Annotated in this window: 16 protein-coding genes and 1 pseudogene; 13 read left to right on the top strand and 4 right to left on the bottom strand. The window is 68.8% G+C overall.

Features of this window, described 5'->3' with window-relative positions; genetic code table 11:
• Positions 1–194: 194 nt before the first annotated feature.
• Positions 195–938, top strand: coding sequence for a deoxyribose-phosphate aldolase (deoC, locus tag QM708_RS11895; protein WP_415108630.1), 744 nt, complete (start codon positions 195–197; stop codon positions 936–938).
• Positions 939–1,150: 212 nt separating this feature from the next.
• Here the strand turns inward: deoC and QM708_RS11900 are convergent, their stop codons facing one another.
• Positions 1,151–2,326, bottom strand: coding sequence for an OmpA family protein (locus tag QM708_RS11900; RefSeq protein WP_415108633.1), 1,176 nt, complete (start codon positions 2,324–2,326; stop codon positions 1,151–1,153).
• Between the two features lie 267 nt (positions 2,327–2,593).
• Here QM708_RS11900 and QM708_RS11905 point away from each other — a divergent pair, with 267 nt between their 5' ends.
• The 4 genes from QM708_RS11905 (at position 2,594) to QM708_RS11920 (ending at position 5,044) form a co-directional block, all read left to right on the top strand.
• Complete coding sequence (locus tag QM708_RS11905; protein ID WP_415108636.1) at positions 2,594–3,469, top strand: helix-turn-helix domain-containing protein; 876 nt, start codon at positions 2,594–2,596, stop codon at positions 3,467–3,469.
• An 87-nt stretch (positions 3,470–3,556) separates the two neighbouring features.
• Positions 3,557–3,829 carry an AbrB/MazE/SpoVT family DNA-binding domain-containing protein gene (locus QM708_RS11910; protein WP_415108638.1) on the top strand — a complete coding sequence of 91 codons (273 nt, stop codon included), beginning with the start codon at positions 3,557–3,559 and terminating at the stop codon, positions 3,827–3,829.
• Complete coding sequence (locus tag QM708_RS11915; protein ID WP_415108641.1) at positions 3,826–4,236, top strand: putative toxin-antitoxin system toxin component, PIN family; 411 nt, start codon at positions 3,826–3,828, stop codon at positions 4,234–4,236. Before QM708_RS11910 ends, QM708_RS11915 begins: the two co-directional genes overlap by 4 nt.
• A gap of 40 nt (positions 4,237–4,276) precedes the next feature.
• Positions 4,277–5,044, top strand: coding sequence for an aminoglycoside phosphotransferase family protein (locus QM708_RS11920; RefSeq protein ID WP_415111410.1), 768 nt, complete (start codon positions 4,277–4,279; stop codon positions 5,042–5,044).
• A 200-nt stretch (positions 5,045–5,244) separates the two neighbouring features.
• On the opposite strand, the gene QM708_RS11925 is transcribed toward QM708_RS11920, so the two are convergent.
• Positions 5,245–6,468: an MFS transporter gene (locus QM708_RS11925; RefSeq protein WP_415108644.1), complete on the bottom strand. Its 1,224-nt coding sequence runs from the start codon at positions 6,466–6,468 to the stop codon at positions 5,245–5,247.
• A 224-nt stretch (positions 6,469–6,692) separates the two neighbouring features.
• Between QM708_RS11925 and QM708_RS11930 the strand changes: the two genes are divergently transcribed.
• Genes QM708_RS11930 through QM708_RS11945 form a run of 4 tightly spaced genes read left to right on the top strand, consistent with a single transcriptional unit; the run spans position 6,693 to position 9,243 of the window.
• Positions 6,693–7,619 (top strand): helix-turn-helix transcriptional regulator, encoded by a 927-nt coding sequence (locus tag QM708_RS11930; RefSeq protein WP_415108647.1) that lies wholly within the window; start codon positions 6,693–6,695, stop codon positions 7,617–7,619.
• A complete protein-coding gene (locus QM708_RS11935) occupies positions 7,612–8,022 on the top strand; it encodes a cupin domain-containing protein (RefSeq protein ID WP_415108650.1) in 411 nt (136 codons plus the stop codon). Before QM708_RS11930 ends, QM708_RS11935 begins: the two co-directional genes overlap by 8 nt.
• Positions 8,023–8,051: 29 nt before the next feature.
• Positions 8,052–8,906 carry an aldo/keto reductase gene (locus tag QM708_RS11940; RefSeq protein ID WP_415108653.1) on the top strand — a complete coding sequence of 285 codons (855 nt, stop codon included), beginning with the start codon at positions 8,052–8,054 and terminating at the stop codon, positions 8,904–8,906.
• A 16-nt stretch (positions 8,907–8,922) separates the two neighbouring features.
• Entirely contained in the window at positions 8,923–9,243 is a 321-nt protein-coding gene (locus tag QM708_RS11945) for a carboxymuconolactone decarboxylase family protein (RefSeq protein ID WP_415108656.1), read from the top strand.
• 6 nt (positions 9,244–9,249) lie between these two features.
• Here QM708_RS11945 and QM708_RS11950 read toward each other — a convergent pair whose 3' ends face one another.
• Positions 9,250–9,696, bottom strand: coding sequence for a zinc-binding dehydrogenase (locus QM708_RS11950; protein ID WP_415108659.1), 447 nt, complete (start codon positions 9,694–9,696; stop codon positions 9,250–9,252).
• Between the two features lie 49 nt (positions 9,697–9,745).
• Positions 9,746–10,033 (bottom strand): annotated as a pseudogene (locus tag QM708_RS11955) (alcohol dehydrogenase catalytic domain-containing protein); the annotation flags it as partial.
• Between the two features lie 131 nt (positions 10,034–10,164).
• On the opposite strand from QM708_RS11955, the gene QM708_RS11960 reads away from it, so the two are divergent.
• From QM708_RS11960 to QM708_RS11975, 4 genes are all read left to right on the top strand, one after another.
• The gene (locus QM708_RS11960) at positions 10,165–10,542 is read left to right on the top strand and encodes a DUF2809 domain-containing protein (RefSeq protein WP_415108662.1); all 378 of its coding nucleotides are present in this window, start codon (positions 10,165–10,167) and stop codon (positions 10,540–10,542) included.
• A 46-nt stretch (positions 10,543–10,588) separates the two neighbouring features.
• On the top strand, positions 10,589–10,891 hold the full coding sequence (locus QM708_RS11965; RefSeq protein ID WP_415108665.1) for a DUF1778 domain-containing protein: 303 nt from the start codon (positions 10,589–10,591) through the stop codon (positions 10,889–10,891).
• Complete coding sequence (locus QM708_RS11970) at positions 10,881–11,384, top strand: GNAT family N-acetyltransferase (protein WP_415108668.1); 504 nt, start codon at positions 10,881–10,883, stop codon at positions 11,382–11,384. The genes QM708_RS11965 and QM708_RS11970 overlap by 11 nt, the downstream gene beginning before the upstream one ends.
• A 91-nt stretch (positions 11,385–11,475) precedes the next feature.
• Positions 11,476–14,460, top strand: coding sequence for a bifunctional [glutamine synthetase] adenylyltransferase/[glutamine synthetase]-adenylyl-L-tyrosine phosphorylase (locus tag QM708_RS11975; protein WP_415108671.1), 2,985 nt, complete (start codon positions 11,476–11,478; stop codon positions 14,458–14,460).
• Positions 14,461–14,483: the final 23 nt, after the last annotated feature.

The following is a 14,483-nucleotide window of genomic DNA, read 5'->3' on the forward strand; positions in this document are numbered from 1 at the left end:
GCGGTTCGCCGGGCGGCGGACGCCGTTCATCAGTCTAGCTGTCTAGCCGACATGCCTGCTAAGCTATCGGTCTAGACAGCTAGATGGATAGCTGATCCCGGATGCACGACGCTTCACCCCACGACAGGAGCGGCGGGGTGATACCGGCCGGCGATCGCCGTCCGAGGCCTCACCCTCAACGAAAGGAACCGACCATGAAGCCCACCAAGTCCGCCCGCGAGATGACGGTGGCCGAACTCGCCGCCTACATCGATCATTCGGTGCTCAAGCCGGAGTTCACCGTGGCCGACATCGAGCGCGAGATCCGCGCCGGAGTCGCGTACGGCTGCAAGACCGTCTGCATCAACCCGGCCTCGATGCGGATCGCCGTCCCGATCTGCGCCGACACCGCCACCGGGGTGTGCGTCGTGGTCGACTTCCCGTTCGGCGCCTCGTCCACGGCCTCGAAGGTGGCGCAGACCCGCGAGGTGCTCGCCGAGGGCGCCGACGAGGTCGACATCGTCGCCAACTACGGTTGGATCCGCTCCGGGCTTCTCGATCGCGTCGAAGCCGACCTACACGCGGTGATCGCCGAATGCCGCGCGAACAACGTGCCGGTGAAGGTGATCCTCGAGACGGACGCCCTCACCGAGGCCGAGGTGCGCGCCGGTGTCGATGCCGCGATCGCGGCCGGCGCCGACTACGTCAAGACCTCGACCGGGTTCTACACCGGCGACACGCAGCACGCGAAGACCGGGGCGTCCGACGAGATGGTCGCGCTGATGATGGACGCCGCCGCCGGCCGCAGCTTCGTGAAGGGGTCGGGTTCGATCCGCGACCGGGAACATTTCCTGCGCCTGATCGATGCCGGCATCGACCGGATGGGCATCGGCTACCGCTCCACCCCGGTCGTTCTCGGCGTCACGGAGGACGCGGCGCCCGCCGGATCCGGATACTGACAGGCGCGAAGGGGGTAAACGTACTGCTCAATCCGGGCCCGATCGGAAAAACACCAGTCCGACTGATTTTTTGGACCCGAGGCCGAGATTGAGCAGTACGTTTTGCTCCGCGCGCGGTCGTGAGTGGGCTGCCCAGAGATGCTCGGTGAGAACGGCCTCGGTCCGGGTGCGCGGACGGTCGTGAGCGGGCTGCCCGAACGGACGCCCTCTCCTCACTTCTGGCGGAACTCGATGACCACGCGGCGGTTCTTGGCGCGGTTCTCGTCGGTGTCGTTCGGGTAGGCGGGAGCGGTCTCGCCGCGTCCGCTCACCGTGATGCGGTCGGCGGCGATGCCGTGGCCGGTCAGGTAGTCGGCCACCGCCTGTGCGCGAGCCTGTGACAGCCGCTGGTTAGGGGCGTCGTCGCCGGTGTCGTCGGTGTGACCCTCCACCCGGACCGCCCCCGCGAAACCCTTGGCGCCGGCGTCGGCGAGGATGGCGTCGAGCGCCTGTGCCGCGTCCGGCAAGAGTGTGGACTGGTTGTAGGCGAACAGCACCGCCTCGGACGCCTCGTAGGCGACCGCCGTCTCGTTCTCGACGGCGGTGACGTTCTGGGTGAGTTGGCGCGACGGCAGCGAGGCGCCTTCCATGGACGTCCCCGGCAGGGTGACGCCGGGCACGGTGAGTCCGGGGATGGTGACCGGTGGTGCGACCTCGGTCCCGTCGTAGATGCTGCTGCGGTAATAGGTGCTGCGGTAGGCGGCGCTCTGGTACGCAGCGCCGCGGTAGATGGCGGGCCGGTAGATCGCGCTCACGTACTGTCCCGAGGTTTCCACCTGGCATCGCTGCTCGGTGCTCGCCCCGAGGGCGATCGCGGCATCGTTCTCGAGGGGCTCGACGGTGATGGTGTTGCCGGAGCCGTCGACGTAGGTGTACCCCTCGATGCGGTAGCCGGGAATCCATCCCGCGGAGATGGTCACCGCAGGCAGGCAGCCAGCGGGCGCGTCGAAGGTGACCAGGCAGCCCGCCTCGGCGGTGGTCGCCGGCCTGTCGACGGCGGGAATGTCGAGAGCAGGGACGGTCTTCGCGCCCACGCGCTGCTCGGGAACCGACAGGCCGGCCCAGGTGACGGCCGGGATCTCGACATCGGGAAGGTCTTCGACCGTCTTGCCGGGCCCGGGCGTGCAGAGCGCGCGCACCTCGGCCACCACCGACGGGTCGACCCCATAGGCGGACGCCTCACCGCTCGGCGCGTTCGTGGTGGGGGTCGTGCTTATCGCGGGGCTCGGCGCAGGAGCCGTGCTCGGCGCCGGCGAGGATGCGGTGCATCCGGTGAGCAGCACGATCGCGGCCAGTGGTGGCCCCCAGGACAGCTTCCGGCGAGGGAGAACGTAGGGGAGTGCGCGCATGATGCCTCCGTAAGAACGGTCCTGATCATCGTAAGCCCGGGTGGGCGGCCTGCTCACGCGCACGATCTGAACGGATGCGCACGATATTTCGTGCGCAACGGTGCTGATCGTGCGCAACGGCCGGTCGGCGCATGCGAACGGACGATGGCCCATGCCCAGGGCAAGGACGGACGCGGTGCAGGCGGGCCGCGCGAGGGGACGGAGACCGGCGAGCGGTGTACGGGCAGTACACCCCAGAATCGCCAACAGCGTCCTACCGTGGGCGGCATGGATCAGCGAGACGAGGTGACGGCGTTCCTGCGGTCGCGCCGTGACCGGATCACCCCGGAGCAGGCGGGCATGATCGGGGGCGGACGCCGCCGCGTCCCCGGCTTGCGCCGCGAAGAGGTCGCGACGCTCGCCGACATCAGCGTCGACTACTACGCGCGGATGGAGCGCGGCGATCTGCGCGGGGTCTCACCCGAGATCCTGGACGCCATTGCCCGCGCTTTGCGCTTGGATGAGGCCGAGACCGATCACCTGTACGACCTGGCCCGGGCCGCGGAACCGCGGCCGGCGCGACGGCGTCCGGGGTCGCGTGGCGATCAGGTGGTGCGGCCCAGCCTGCAGCGGCTGATCGACTCGATGGGCGCCGCGGTGTGGGTCCGCGACCGCCGGATGAACGCGGTCACCGCGAACGCGCTCGGACGCGCGCTGTACGCGCCGATCCTGGACGACCCCGAGGCTCGCGGGAACACCGCGCGGTTCACCTTCCTCAGTCCGGCCGCTGCCACGTTCTTTCCCGAATGGGAGAGCAGCGCCGACCAACTGGTCGCCACCCTGCGTGGCTATGCCGGGCAGAACCCGCGCGACCGTCCGCTCACCGACCTGATCGGTGAACTGGTCACCCGTAGCGAGGCGTTCCGGGTGCGCTGGGCTGCCCACAACGTCCGCCACCATCGCACCGGCGTCAAGCGCTTCTGCCATCCGCTGGTCGGTGACCTGGAGCTGACCTACGAGGCGATGGACCTGCCGGCCAACCCCGATTGGCTGATGTTCGGCTACACCGCCGAACCCGGCACACCCAGCGAGGAACGCCTGAAACTGCTCGGCAGCCTGGCCGCCACCGACGACCCCCTCGCGGTGGTCCGCGCCCCGCTCTGACCCCTTCGTCCGCTAGAAGAGACTTCATGACTACGGTTGGCAGATAGATCATGTGTACCCTACTAGTAGGGAAAGTAGGAGGATGGCATGTCTGCTCCGATCGTTGAAGGCGCGAAAGTGATGTCCAAGGGGCAGATCACTTTGCCGAAGGACATCCGGGAGAAGCTGGGTGTCGAGGCGGGAGACCGCTTGGTGCTGATCTGGGACAACGGCCAGGTCGTGCTGATGAATGCTGCCGTGTTCGCGCTCAAGAAGGTTCAGGACGCCATGAAGGGCGCGGCGGAGGAAGCCGGATTCGACTCGGAGGAGGACATCGCCGAGTACATCAGCGATCTACGGGCCGAGTCTCGGAACCGATGAAGGTCTTCCTCGACAGCAACGTGCTGATCTCTGCCGCGCTATGGCCTCGCGGCGCGACGGCGGAGTGCTTTCGCTCAGTGGTGAACGAGCATTCACTCGTCGTCTCTGACTACGTCCTCGATGAGGTTCGGCGCGTTACGCAGAAGAAGTTTCCAGCGCGCGGTGGTGTGGTTGAGGAGTTCCTTGATGCCGTCGTCGAGTTCTCTGTCGTGGCCGTGACCCCGGACTCCCCGGCAGCGGATGAGGAGGCCGTTCGCGACGACAAGGATCGCCCGGTGCTCCGTGGCGCCAGGGCTGCGCGGTGCGATGTCCTGGTGACGGGTGATCGGGATCTCTTGGAGGCTGGAGTCGGCGATCCCATGATCATCCCGCCTGCTGAGTACCTTCGCCGATACCAAGAGGGCTGACCTGGTGACCAGGGCTGTTGCTACCGTCGGGGCGGTGGAGATGCCCGAGATGTTGCAGGACAAACCGCACCGCACCGTCGTGCGCGTTGGCGACACCGTGCGCAGGCCGTTGCAGCCGTGGTCGGCCAGGGTCCATGAACTGCTGAACTATCTGGAGTCCATCGGGTTCCCGTACAGCCCGCGGGTGAAGGGGATCGATGACGAGGGCCGCGAGGTGCTCACCTTCCTCGACGGCGAGTCGGGCACGGACGGATGGGCGAAGGTCGTCGACGAGCGTGGCCTGGTGGCGATGGCCCGGTTGCTGCGCGAGTATCACGATGCCGTTCGTGGGTTCCGTCCCGTCGCGGCGTCCGGCTGGGCGGGGTGCTCGGGTGAGGGCGAAGGCGGAGGTGAGCTGATTTTGCACGGTGACTTCGGGCCGTGGAACCTGGTGTGGCGCGGAGTCCAGCCGATCGGCATCATCGACTGGGACTACGCCTGGCCGGGGCGTCCGCTTCACGATGTCGCCTATGCGCTCGAGTATGTGGCGCCCTTCCGCGACGACGAGTCGTGTCTGCGGTGGTTCGCCTACCCGAGCGCGCCGGACCGGCGCCGCCGGCTGGAACTCTTCGCCGAGGCGTATGGACTGGCCTCGGCCGAGGGGTTGGTGGACGAGGTCGTTACCCAGCAACACGCCGTCTGGGACCGGGCCCGCCGGCTCGCCGCGCAGGGCATGCAGCCGCAAGCCGAGTGGCAGCAGACCGGCTTTCTCGACACGACCGCCGACCGGGTCCGGTGGACTCGCGAGCACCGTGCGTTCTTCGAGTGAGTGCAGTCGCCGAGATCCACCGCTGGAGCGATGCGATCATCAGCACTGACAGCATCGAGTAGCCCCGTGTCGCCGGAAACGTCACATGAATCGGGCGCCAGCTGCCTTCGCGTGCGGATTCGTGTGACGTTTCCGGCATGGTGGCCTTGATTCCCTCGTGGACGCCGACACACATCTCGTCACTTCGCCGGGCGGGCTCGTTACCGCGTCGGAGTTTCTGACGTCTCTGCCACCGTCCGTTCGGCCAGGGCGCGGGTCAGGATGGCGCGCATGCCCGGCAGCATCAGCAGTGCGGCGACGATCGCGAGGGCTCCGGCGAGGGGGACGGTGCTCGGGCCGAGGGTTTGCAGGGTGAGACCGCCCAGGGACGAGCCGAGCGCGACGCCGAACTGGGTGATCAGGACGCCGAGGCTCATCGCGAGTTCGGGCGTCCGGAACCCGGCGAGCAGGACGCACTGCTGATTGAGCAGCAGGGACGCCGACGACCCGGCTCCCCACACCACGAGCAGGGCGTAGACGACCGGCATCGGCGGATGCAGCCACAGCACCACGAACGCGAGCGCGACCAGGCTGCTGGTGGCGATCGCGCCGGTGAAGACCCGCGCGGGGCGCAGGCGTCCGCCGGCCAGCACGCCGACGATGCCGGCGACGCCGAGCACCATCAGGGGGAGCCCGACGGTTTCCTCGGTGCCGCCCGCGTTGAGGAACACCGGGGCCACGAAGGTGAGCACCGCGTAGTGGCCGAGCAGGACGGTCGCCCAACTGGCGGCCATCCGCAGGACGCCGGGGGTGCGCACCGCGTCGCGCACCGAACCCGAGTCCTCGGGATCGACCCGGAAGACGGGCACCAGGAAGAACAGTGCCACCGCGACGACCACGCCGAACCCCGCGGCGATCACGAACGAGCCGCGCCAACCCACCGTGCCGGCCAAGACCGCGGTCAGCGGTGCGCCCACGGCGAGGCCGGCGCTGTTGCCGGCGAGCGCGATCCCCATCGCTTTGGGTGCGTCGCGGGGCGGAACGATCCGGGCGACGATGGCGGGCATGGTCGAGACCAGCAGTCCGTGGGAGGCTCCGCCGAGGAACCGTCCCGCCAGCGCCACCGGCAGCGATCCGGACGCCGCGACGATCAGGTTGCTGACGATCAGCGCGAGCACGGTGGCGACCACGACGGCACGGCGGGTGAACCGCATGCTCCACCGGGTGCCGGGCAGCACGGTCACCACGATGGCGAGCGCGAACACCGAGGTGAGCGTGCCGGCCACGCCGGTGGGCACGCCGAACTCGCGCGCCATGGCGGGCAGTAGTCCGGCGGTCATCAGTGAGGTCGTCATCGTGAAGAATCCCGCCGCCGCGAACATGCCCACCGTGCCCCACGGCGTCCGGTTCGCCGATGCGGACACCGCGGTGAAGGAGGTGCTCATGACATCTTCTTTCGTCTTCTTTCGTGCTCGGTGTTCGTGCGGAGTACCGGGGGCCTGACGCGGCCTGCTGGTGCTCGGCGTCGGGGGAGCGGGCATGCTCGACTGGCCCGCGTCGGCAAGGCCGAGCCCATCACATCGCGAACGGGGGCACGCAGGGAGTCTCTGGTGAAGGGTGTACCGAGAGAGCATCCCTCATCGGCGGCCGGCGACGTAGCGTGGACGCCGTGGACAACAGGGACGAAGTGCGCGAGTTCCTCATGTCCCGCCGCGCGAAACTGACCCCCGACCAAGCCGGCATCGCCGCCTCGGGCACCAGGCGCGTGGCCGGGCTGAGGCGCAGCGAGGTCGCCATGCTCGCCGACGTCAGCATCGAGTACTACTCCAAGATCGAGCGCGGCCACCTCGCGGGGGTGTCCGACGGCGTCCTCGAAGCGGTCGCGCGGGCACTGCGGCTGGACGACGCCGAGCGCGAGCACCTGTTCGATCTGGCGAGGGTCGCGCACGGGGGAGTGGAGCCGGTGCGGCGCCGCAAGCCGAAGCAGTGGGTGGCGCGCGAGAGCCTGCTCCGCGCGCTGGAGGCGATCACGGCCGGTCCGGCGTTCGTCCGCAACGGACGGATGGACGTCCTGGCCACCAATGCGCTCGGCCGCGCCTTCTACGACCAGGTGTTCGACGGTCCCGGCGAGGGGAATCTGGCCCGGTTCCAGTTCCTCGACGAGCGCTCCCGCGACTTCTATCCCGACTGGCCGCCGGCCGCCGATGTCACCGTCGCCATCCTGCGCACCGAGGCGGGACGGGATCCGCGCGACAAGCAGTTGCACGACCTGGTCGGTGAGTTGTCCACGCGTTCGGATGAGTTCCGGACGCGGTGGGGCGCGCACAACGTCCGCCGCCATGGCTCGGGCACCAAGCACTTCCGGCATCACCTGGTCGGCGACCTCACGTTGACCTACGAAGGACTCGAACTGACCGCTGAACCCGGCCTGTCGTTCCTGATCTACACCGCCGAGCCGGGGTCGGTCAGCGAGGAACGGCTGAACCTGCTGGCCAGTTGGACGGCCGCGGACGCGCACGGGCGCGGGGAGCGCGCGCAGGCGTCCGCCACCACCGATCTCACGAAGAAACCAACGGAAGGACCAACCCATGGCTGACCGATTCGACAGCATCTTCCCGCGCGGGGCAACCAACGACGCCTACGCGCAGTACTTCATCGGCCAGAGCTACCTGGCGCCGCTCACCACCGAGGGTGTCGCCGTCTCGAACGTCACCTTCGAGCCCGGCTGCCGCAACAACTGGCACATCCACCACGCGACCTCCGGAGGCGGGCAGATTCTGCTGTGCACCGCGGGCAGCGGCTGGTACCAGGCGGACGGCGAGGAGCCGGTCAGCCTGGAACCGGGCTCGGTGGTGAGCATTCCGGCCGGGCAGAAGCACTGGCACGGCGCCAAGGCCGACGCGTGGTTCAGCCACCTCGCCATCGCGGTGCCCGGCGAGAACACCAGCAACGAATGGCTGGAGCCGGTCACCGACGAGCACTACGCCACCTTGAAGTAGACGCAACCCGAAACAGGAGAGAGAAACGCATGATCCTCCACGAGAGCTACACCCTGGCCAACGGCGTCGAGATCCCCCGACTGGGGCTGGGCACCTGGTTCATCGACGACGCGGTCGCCGCGCAGGCCGTCCGGGACGCCGTCGCGATCGGCTACCGCAACATCGACACCGCGCAGGCGTACGGCAACGAGCGCGGGGTGGGCGAAGGCGTCCGCACCTGCGGCGTGCCGCGCGAGGAACTGTTCGTGTCGACCAAACTGGCCGCCGAGATCAAGGACTATGACGCGGCGGTCGCCGCCATCGACGGCTCGCTGGCCACGATGGGACTCGGCTACGTCGACCTGATGCTGATCCACAGCCCGCAGCCGTGGAGCGATTTCCGCGGCGGCGACTACGCCGAAGGCAACCGCGAGGCCTGGCGCGCGCTTGAGGACGCCTACGCCGCAGGCAAGCTACGCGCGATCGGCGTCTCGAACTTCACCCGGCCCGACTTGGAGAACATCCTGGACGCCTGCACGGTCGCCCCGCAGGTGAACCAGCTGCTGGTGCACGCGGGCAACACGCCCGCCGAACTGCTCGACTACTGCGCGGCCCAGAACATCCTGGTGCAGGCGTACTCGCCGATCGCGCACGGCGCGATCCTCGGCAATGCGGAGGTGGCCGCGATGGCCGCGAAATACGGCGTCGGCGTCCCGCAGCTGTGCATCCGCTACACGCTGCAGCTCGGCACCCAGTCGTTGCCGAAGACCGGAAACCCCGAGCACATGCGCGCCAATGCCCAGGTCGACTTCGAGATCTCCGCCGACGACATGGCGGCGCTGAAGAACCTTGAGCACACCGACTATGGCGAGCACAGCTTCTTCCCGGTCTACAGCGGCAAGTGATCGAAAGGCAGCAACGATGCAGAAGGTAACCGCGGGCCGCGACTCCCTGGGCGAGTTCGCGCCGAAGTTCGCCCAACTCAACGACGACGTCCTGTTCGGTGAGGTGTGGAGCCGCGAGGAGGAACTCTCCCCTCGCGATCGCAGCATGATCACCGTGACCGCCCTGATGGCGAGCGGTGTACTTGACGGGTCGCTCCGGCACCACATCGAGCGCGCCCAGAGCAACGGCGTGACCGCGCAGGAGATGGCCGAACTGCTCACCCATGCCGCGTTCTATGCGGGCTGGCCGAAGGCGTGGGCGGCGTTCCGGATGGCGAAAGAGGTCTACGCCGGCTAGGGGAGGTCAGCCGTTCATCCGGACGAGGGACTTGATCGCTCGGCGTTCGTCCATGGCGCGGTAGGCGTCCGCGACGTGGTTGAGATCGGTCTCGAAGTCGAACACCAGCCCGGGATTGATCGCGCCCGACAGCACATCGGGGAGCAGGTCGGGAATGTACTTGCGGGCCGGCGCGACCCCGCCGGAGAAGCCGAGGTTGCGGAAGATCATCGTGCTCACCGGCAGGGTGACGTCGTGCGGGACGCCGACCGAGCCCACGGTCGAGCCGACGGCGGCGATCTTGTAGGCAGTGTCCATGGACTGGCCGGTGCCGACACATTCCATCACGGCGTCCGCACCGTAGCCATCGGTGAGATCGCGGATGCGGTCGACGGCGTCCTGGCCGCGCTCGGGAACGATGTCGGTGGCGCCGAACGCGCGCGCCACCTGTTGGCGGGTTTCGTGCCGCGACAAGGCGATGATTGCCGAACGATCCGCCGTTCACGCAATGACAAGGCCATCCGTTCGCGCACGGGCGGCACTGTCCGCAGTTCCACAGGAAGGGCGCGATCACCAGATCACCCTCGGCGACGTCACGCACCTCGCCGCCGGTCTGTTCGACGATCCCGATGAACTCGTGCCCGATCGGGCCGAGCGCGTGCGGGGACACCCCGCGGTAGTACCAGAGGTCGGATCCGCACACGCAGTCCATCAGGACGCGCACCACGGCGTCCGTCGGCTGCTCGATGCGCGGGTCGGGCCGCTCGCCGACGGTGATGTCGTGCGCGCCGCCGTACAGGGTCGCTCGCATGGTCCGCCTTCCGCCGCGGTGTGGTCTCACGATCGCGATAGGCCTGCCGGGCGGGGCCTGGGGTGTACCGCGAGTCCGCGGCTTGCCGGTCACTCCACGAGCCCGCCGAGGCAGCGCCTACCGTGGAACGCATGAATAGGGGACGAGTGCGGATCCGCGTGGGGGTGGCGGTGGTGGCGACCATCGCCGTCGGCATGGTGGGGCGGTCGCTGCCGTGGGTGGGCAACGCACTCGGCGGGATCGCCTACACGGTCTTGATCGCGCTGCTGATCGCCCTGGTGTGGCCCGCGGTCCGTCCGGTCGTCGCGGCGTCCGTTGCGACCGGGGCCAGCGTGGCCGTCGAACTTCTGCAGCTCACGCCGATCCCGCGGACCCTGGTCGGCGCCGCACCTGCGCTGCGCTGGGTGTTCGGTTCCACCTTCGCCTGGGAGGACATGCTCTGGTACGCCGCCGGAGGCCTGGTCGCCTTCGGCGTCGTCGCCCTGATTCGTGCCGCGCTGACGCCTTGATCTGCGGGACGAATGTACGTACGATGTGCACACGAGAGGAGGCGTGATGGTGGCAACGACGGGGATCAGCCGACGCGCGAAGAGTCAGCGCATCGACCTTCGCGCCACAGAACGGCAAGAGGCGTTGTTGCGCCGTGCTGCCGAGGCAACCGATCGGACGCTCACAGATTTCGTTCTGGGGAGCGCGGTCGAGCAGGCCGAGAGAGTGCTGGCAGATAGGCGGTGGTTCACCGCATCGGACGAGCGGTTCGCCGAGTTCGAGCGGCTGCTGGATGCGCCTTTGCCCACCACCAGCAAGTTCGATCAACTGTTTGCCCGGCGATCGCGCTTCGCGGACGATGCGGGCTGAGTACTCTCGGCCGCGGAAGCTGCAGCGCACAGACGTTCGCGCCGGCTTCATCAGTGGTGCCAACGAACTGGATGATTGGCTGATCAAGTACGCGTGGCAGAACCAGCAGGCGAACAATGCCACCACTTACGTCATCACCGATAGTGAACGGGTGGTCGCCTACTACGCGATCGCGATGTCCGCTTACGGGAAGGACCGCGCACCGGTCGTGCTGCAGAAGGGACGCCCACCGTTGATCCCCTGCCTCTTGTTGGCGCGGCTGGCGGTGGATCGATCGTGCCAAGGTGAGGGCTTGGGGTGGGAACTGCTCCGGGATGCCTTGCTGCGTGCTGTGGTCCTGAGTGACAGCATCGGCGCAGCGGCTGTGCTGATTCACTGCCGTGATGATCAAGCGAGGGATTTCTACCTGCGCAATGGCGACTTTTTGCAGTCGCCCGTCGACGACCTGCACCTGATGGTGCCCATCAAGGCCCTCAAGCGTTACGTGGACTGAACCGGAACCACGGGACCAGTTCGTGAACGAACAGCGTCACCGCGTCGCGGCAGCGAGCGAAGTGTCGGCGCGCGGCATTACCATCGCACCCATGGATCGGATGTCGACGCCGTCGGGACGCTTGGCTCGCCGAGGATTCGGAGACCCTCACCGCGCCGTCGAAGTCATTGACGACTGGATGGACGCGGTCGAGAACGAGGACGCCGTCGAGCGGTTGGTCGACGAGGTGCTCGCCAGCGACGACCCCGACCTGGCCATGAGCGGCTTCGCGCGGCTGGCGTCCGATCACCGGGCCGCCTTCTGCCGGGTGCTCGCCGATCCTGGGCGCATCCACCGGGTGGCGCGGGTGATGGGCGCCTCGGTGGCACTCAACCAGCACATGGTGGTCACGCCCGGCTCCATCGCCGAACTCGACGACGACCCCTACCCGCGCACGCCGGACGCCTTGCGCCGCGAACTGCTGCTCGCGGTCGGCGCCGACCCGTCCTCGCCGGCGCCGGTCGCCACCCCGGGCACCTCGGACGCCCTGCGTGTCGCCTACCGCGGCGCCGTGCTGCGCATCGCCGCCCGTGACCTGACGGCGCCCGACCCGATCGAGATCGTCGACAGCATCGCGCGCGAACTTGCCGACCTCGCGGACGCCGTCGTCGAGTCCGCGCTCGCCCTGGCCCGCGCAGAGGTGGCCGGGCACGAGCGGGTGCGGCTGGCGGTGCTCGCGATGGGCAAGTGCGGGGCGCGTGAACTCAACTACGTTTCCGACGTCGACGTCATCTATGTCGCCGAACCCGCCCTTGATGAGGCCGGGGAGCCGGCCTGTTCCGGCAACGAGGCGATCGCGATCGCGACCAAGCTGGCGGCGTCCATCGCGCGGACCTGTTCGGCGCACACGGCGTCCGGCACCATCTGGCAGGTCGATGCCAACCTGCGCCCCGAGGGCAAGGCCGGCCAGTTGGTGCGGTCGCTGGCGTCCATGGGCAGCTACTACGAGAAATGGGCGAAGAACTGGGAGTTCCAGGCGCTGCTCAAGGCCCGGCCGATGGCGGGGGATCGCGCGCTCGGTGAGGAGTTCGTCGCCCTGGTCGCGCCCCGGGTGTGGTCGGTGTCGGACGATCCGCAGTTCGTCGGCGAGACCCAGGCGATGCGCAAACGGGTGATCTCGCTGCTGCCCAAACGCGAGGCCGAACACGAGATCAAGCTGGGTGCGGGCGGGCTGCGCGACACCGAGTTCAGCGTGCAGTTGCTGCAGTTGGTGCACGGACGCGCCGACGAGCGGCTGCGGATGCGCGGCACCTTCGACGCGCTGCACGCCCTGGTCGATTCGGGCTATGTGGGGCGCGCGGACGGCCGCGAGCTGGAGAACGCCTACCGGTTGCAGCGGGTGCTGGAGCACCGCATCCAGCTGTTCAACCTGCGCCGCACCCACCTGATGCCGACCGACGAGATCCACCTGCGCCGGATCGCGCGCAGTGTCGGGTTGGTGGACGCCGCGACGCTGACCAAGCGGTGGCGGGCGTCCACCCGCAAGGTGCTGCGCCTGCACCAGCGCATCTTCTACTCGCCGCTGCTGGAGGCCGTCTCCCGGATCCCGACCGAAGCCGTCCGGCTCACCTCCGAGGCCGCCGAGGTGCGGCTGCGCGCGCTCGGCTTCAACGACACCAAGGCGGCGCTGCGGCACATCGAGGCGCTGTCGACGGGCATGTCGCGCCAGGCCGAGATCCAGCGGCAGTTGCTGCCCGCAATGCTCGGCTGGTTCGCCGCCGGCCCCAACCCCGACCATGGCCTGCTGGCGTTCCGGCAGGTCTCGACCGAGTTGGGCAGCAGTTCCTGGTACCTGCGCGCGCTCCGCGACGAGGACGCCATGGCCGAGAACCTGGCCCGCGTCCTGGCGTCCAGCCGGTACGCGGTCGACCTGCTGCTGCGTGCCCCGCACACCGCACACCTGCTGGCCGCGCGGACGGTCGAGCTGCGCGGCCGCGACGAGATGCTGCACGAGATGACGCTCAGCGCGCGCCGGCACGACGACCCGAGGAATGCGGTCGAGGCGATCCGCGCGGTGCGCCGCAAGGAACTGCTCCGGATCGCCATCGCCGACCTGCTCGGCCAAGCCGACATCACCGAGGTCGGCTTCGGCTTGAGCGAGGTGATGGCCGCCACCCTGGACGCCGCGCTGGAGGTCGCCAAGCGCGGCATCGACGAGATGCCGCCGATGGCCATCATCGCGCTCGGGCGCTGGGGCGGGCAGGAACTGTCGTACGCCTCGGACGCCGACGGCATGGTCGTCATTCCGGACGGTCTGGGGGCCGAGGCGCTGGCGCGGGCGATCAAGGTGATCACCCGGCTGCGCGAACTGCTGCGCCAGCCCGGGCACGACCCGGCCGTCGAGCTCGACCTGGATCTGCGCCCCGAGGGCAAGAGTGGCGCCATGGTGCGTACCCTGGATTCATATGCCGCCTACTACGAGAAATGGGCGTCCACCTGGGAGGCGCAGGCGCTGGTGCGCGCCTCGCACGGGGCCGGCGATCCGGAACTGTCGGCGTCCCTGTTCGCGGTCGTCGACCGGCTGCGCTACCCGCTCGGCGGACTCTCCTCACGGCAGATCACCGACATCCGCCGGCTGAAGGCGCGGATGGAGAACGAGCGGATGCCGCGCGGCAAAGACCCGCGCCGCCACGTCAAACTCGGCCCCGGCGGGCTGACCGACGTCGAATGGTGCATCCAGCTGCTGCAGCTCGAACACGGCCACGATGTGCCGTCGATCCGGACGCCGCGCACCCTCGACGCGCTCGCCGCCGAAGAGGCCGCCGGACTGATCTCGGCCGAGGACGCCGAAGCACTGCGCGACGCCTGGACCCTGGCGTCCCGGATCCGGAACGCGACCATGCTGCTGCGCGGGCGTCCGCTCGACACTATCCCGACCGACGCGCGGGAACGCTCCGCCGTCGCGGAGATGCTCGGCTACGACAAGGGTGAGACGTCGATGTTCATCGATGCCTGGACGCGCGCGGCCCGCCGCTCGCGCGAAGTGATGGACCGCGTCTTCTGGGGTGTCGAATCCACCACCATGGGTCCTGCTTGAGCGCCCCGGTGCGTGGTCGGAGC

The sequence above is a fragment of the Propioniciclava sp. genome (genome assembly GCF_047602245.1).
In the GTDB taxonomy this organism is placed as follows: domain Bacteria; phylum Actinomycetota; class Actinomycetes; order Propionibacteriales; family Propionibacteriaceae; genus Propioniciclava.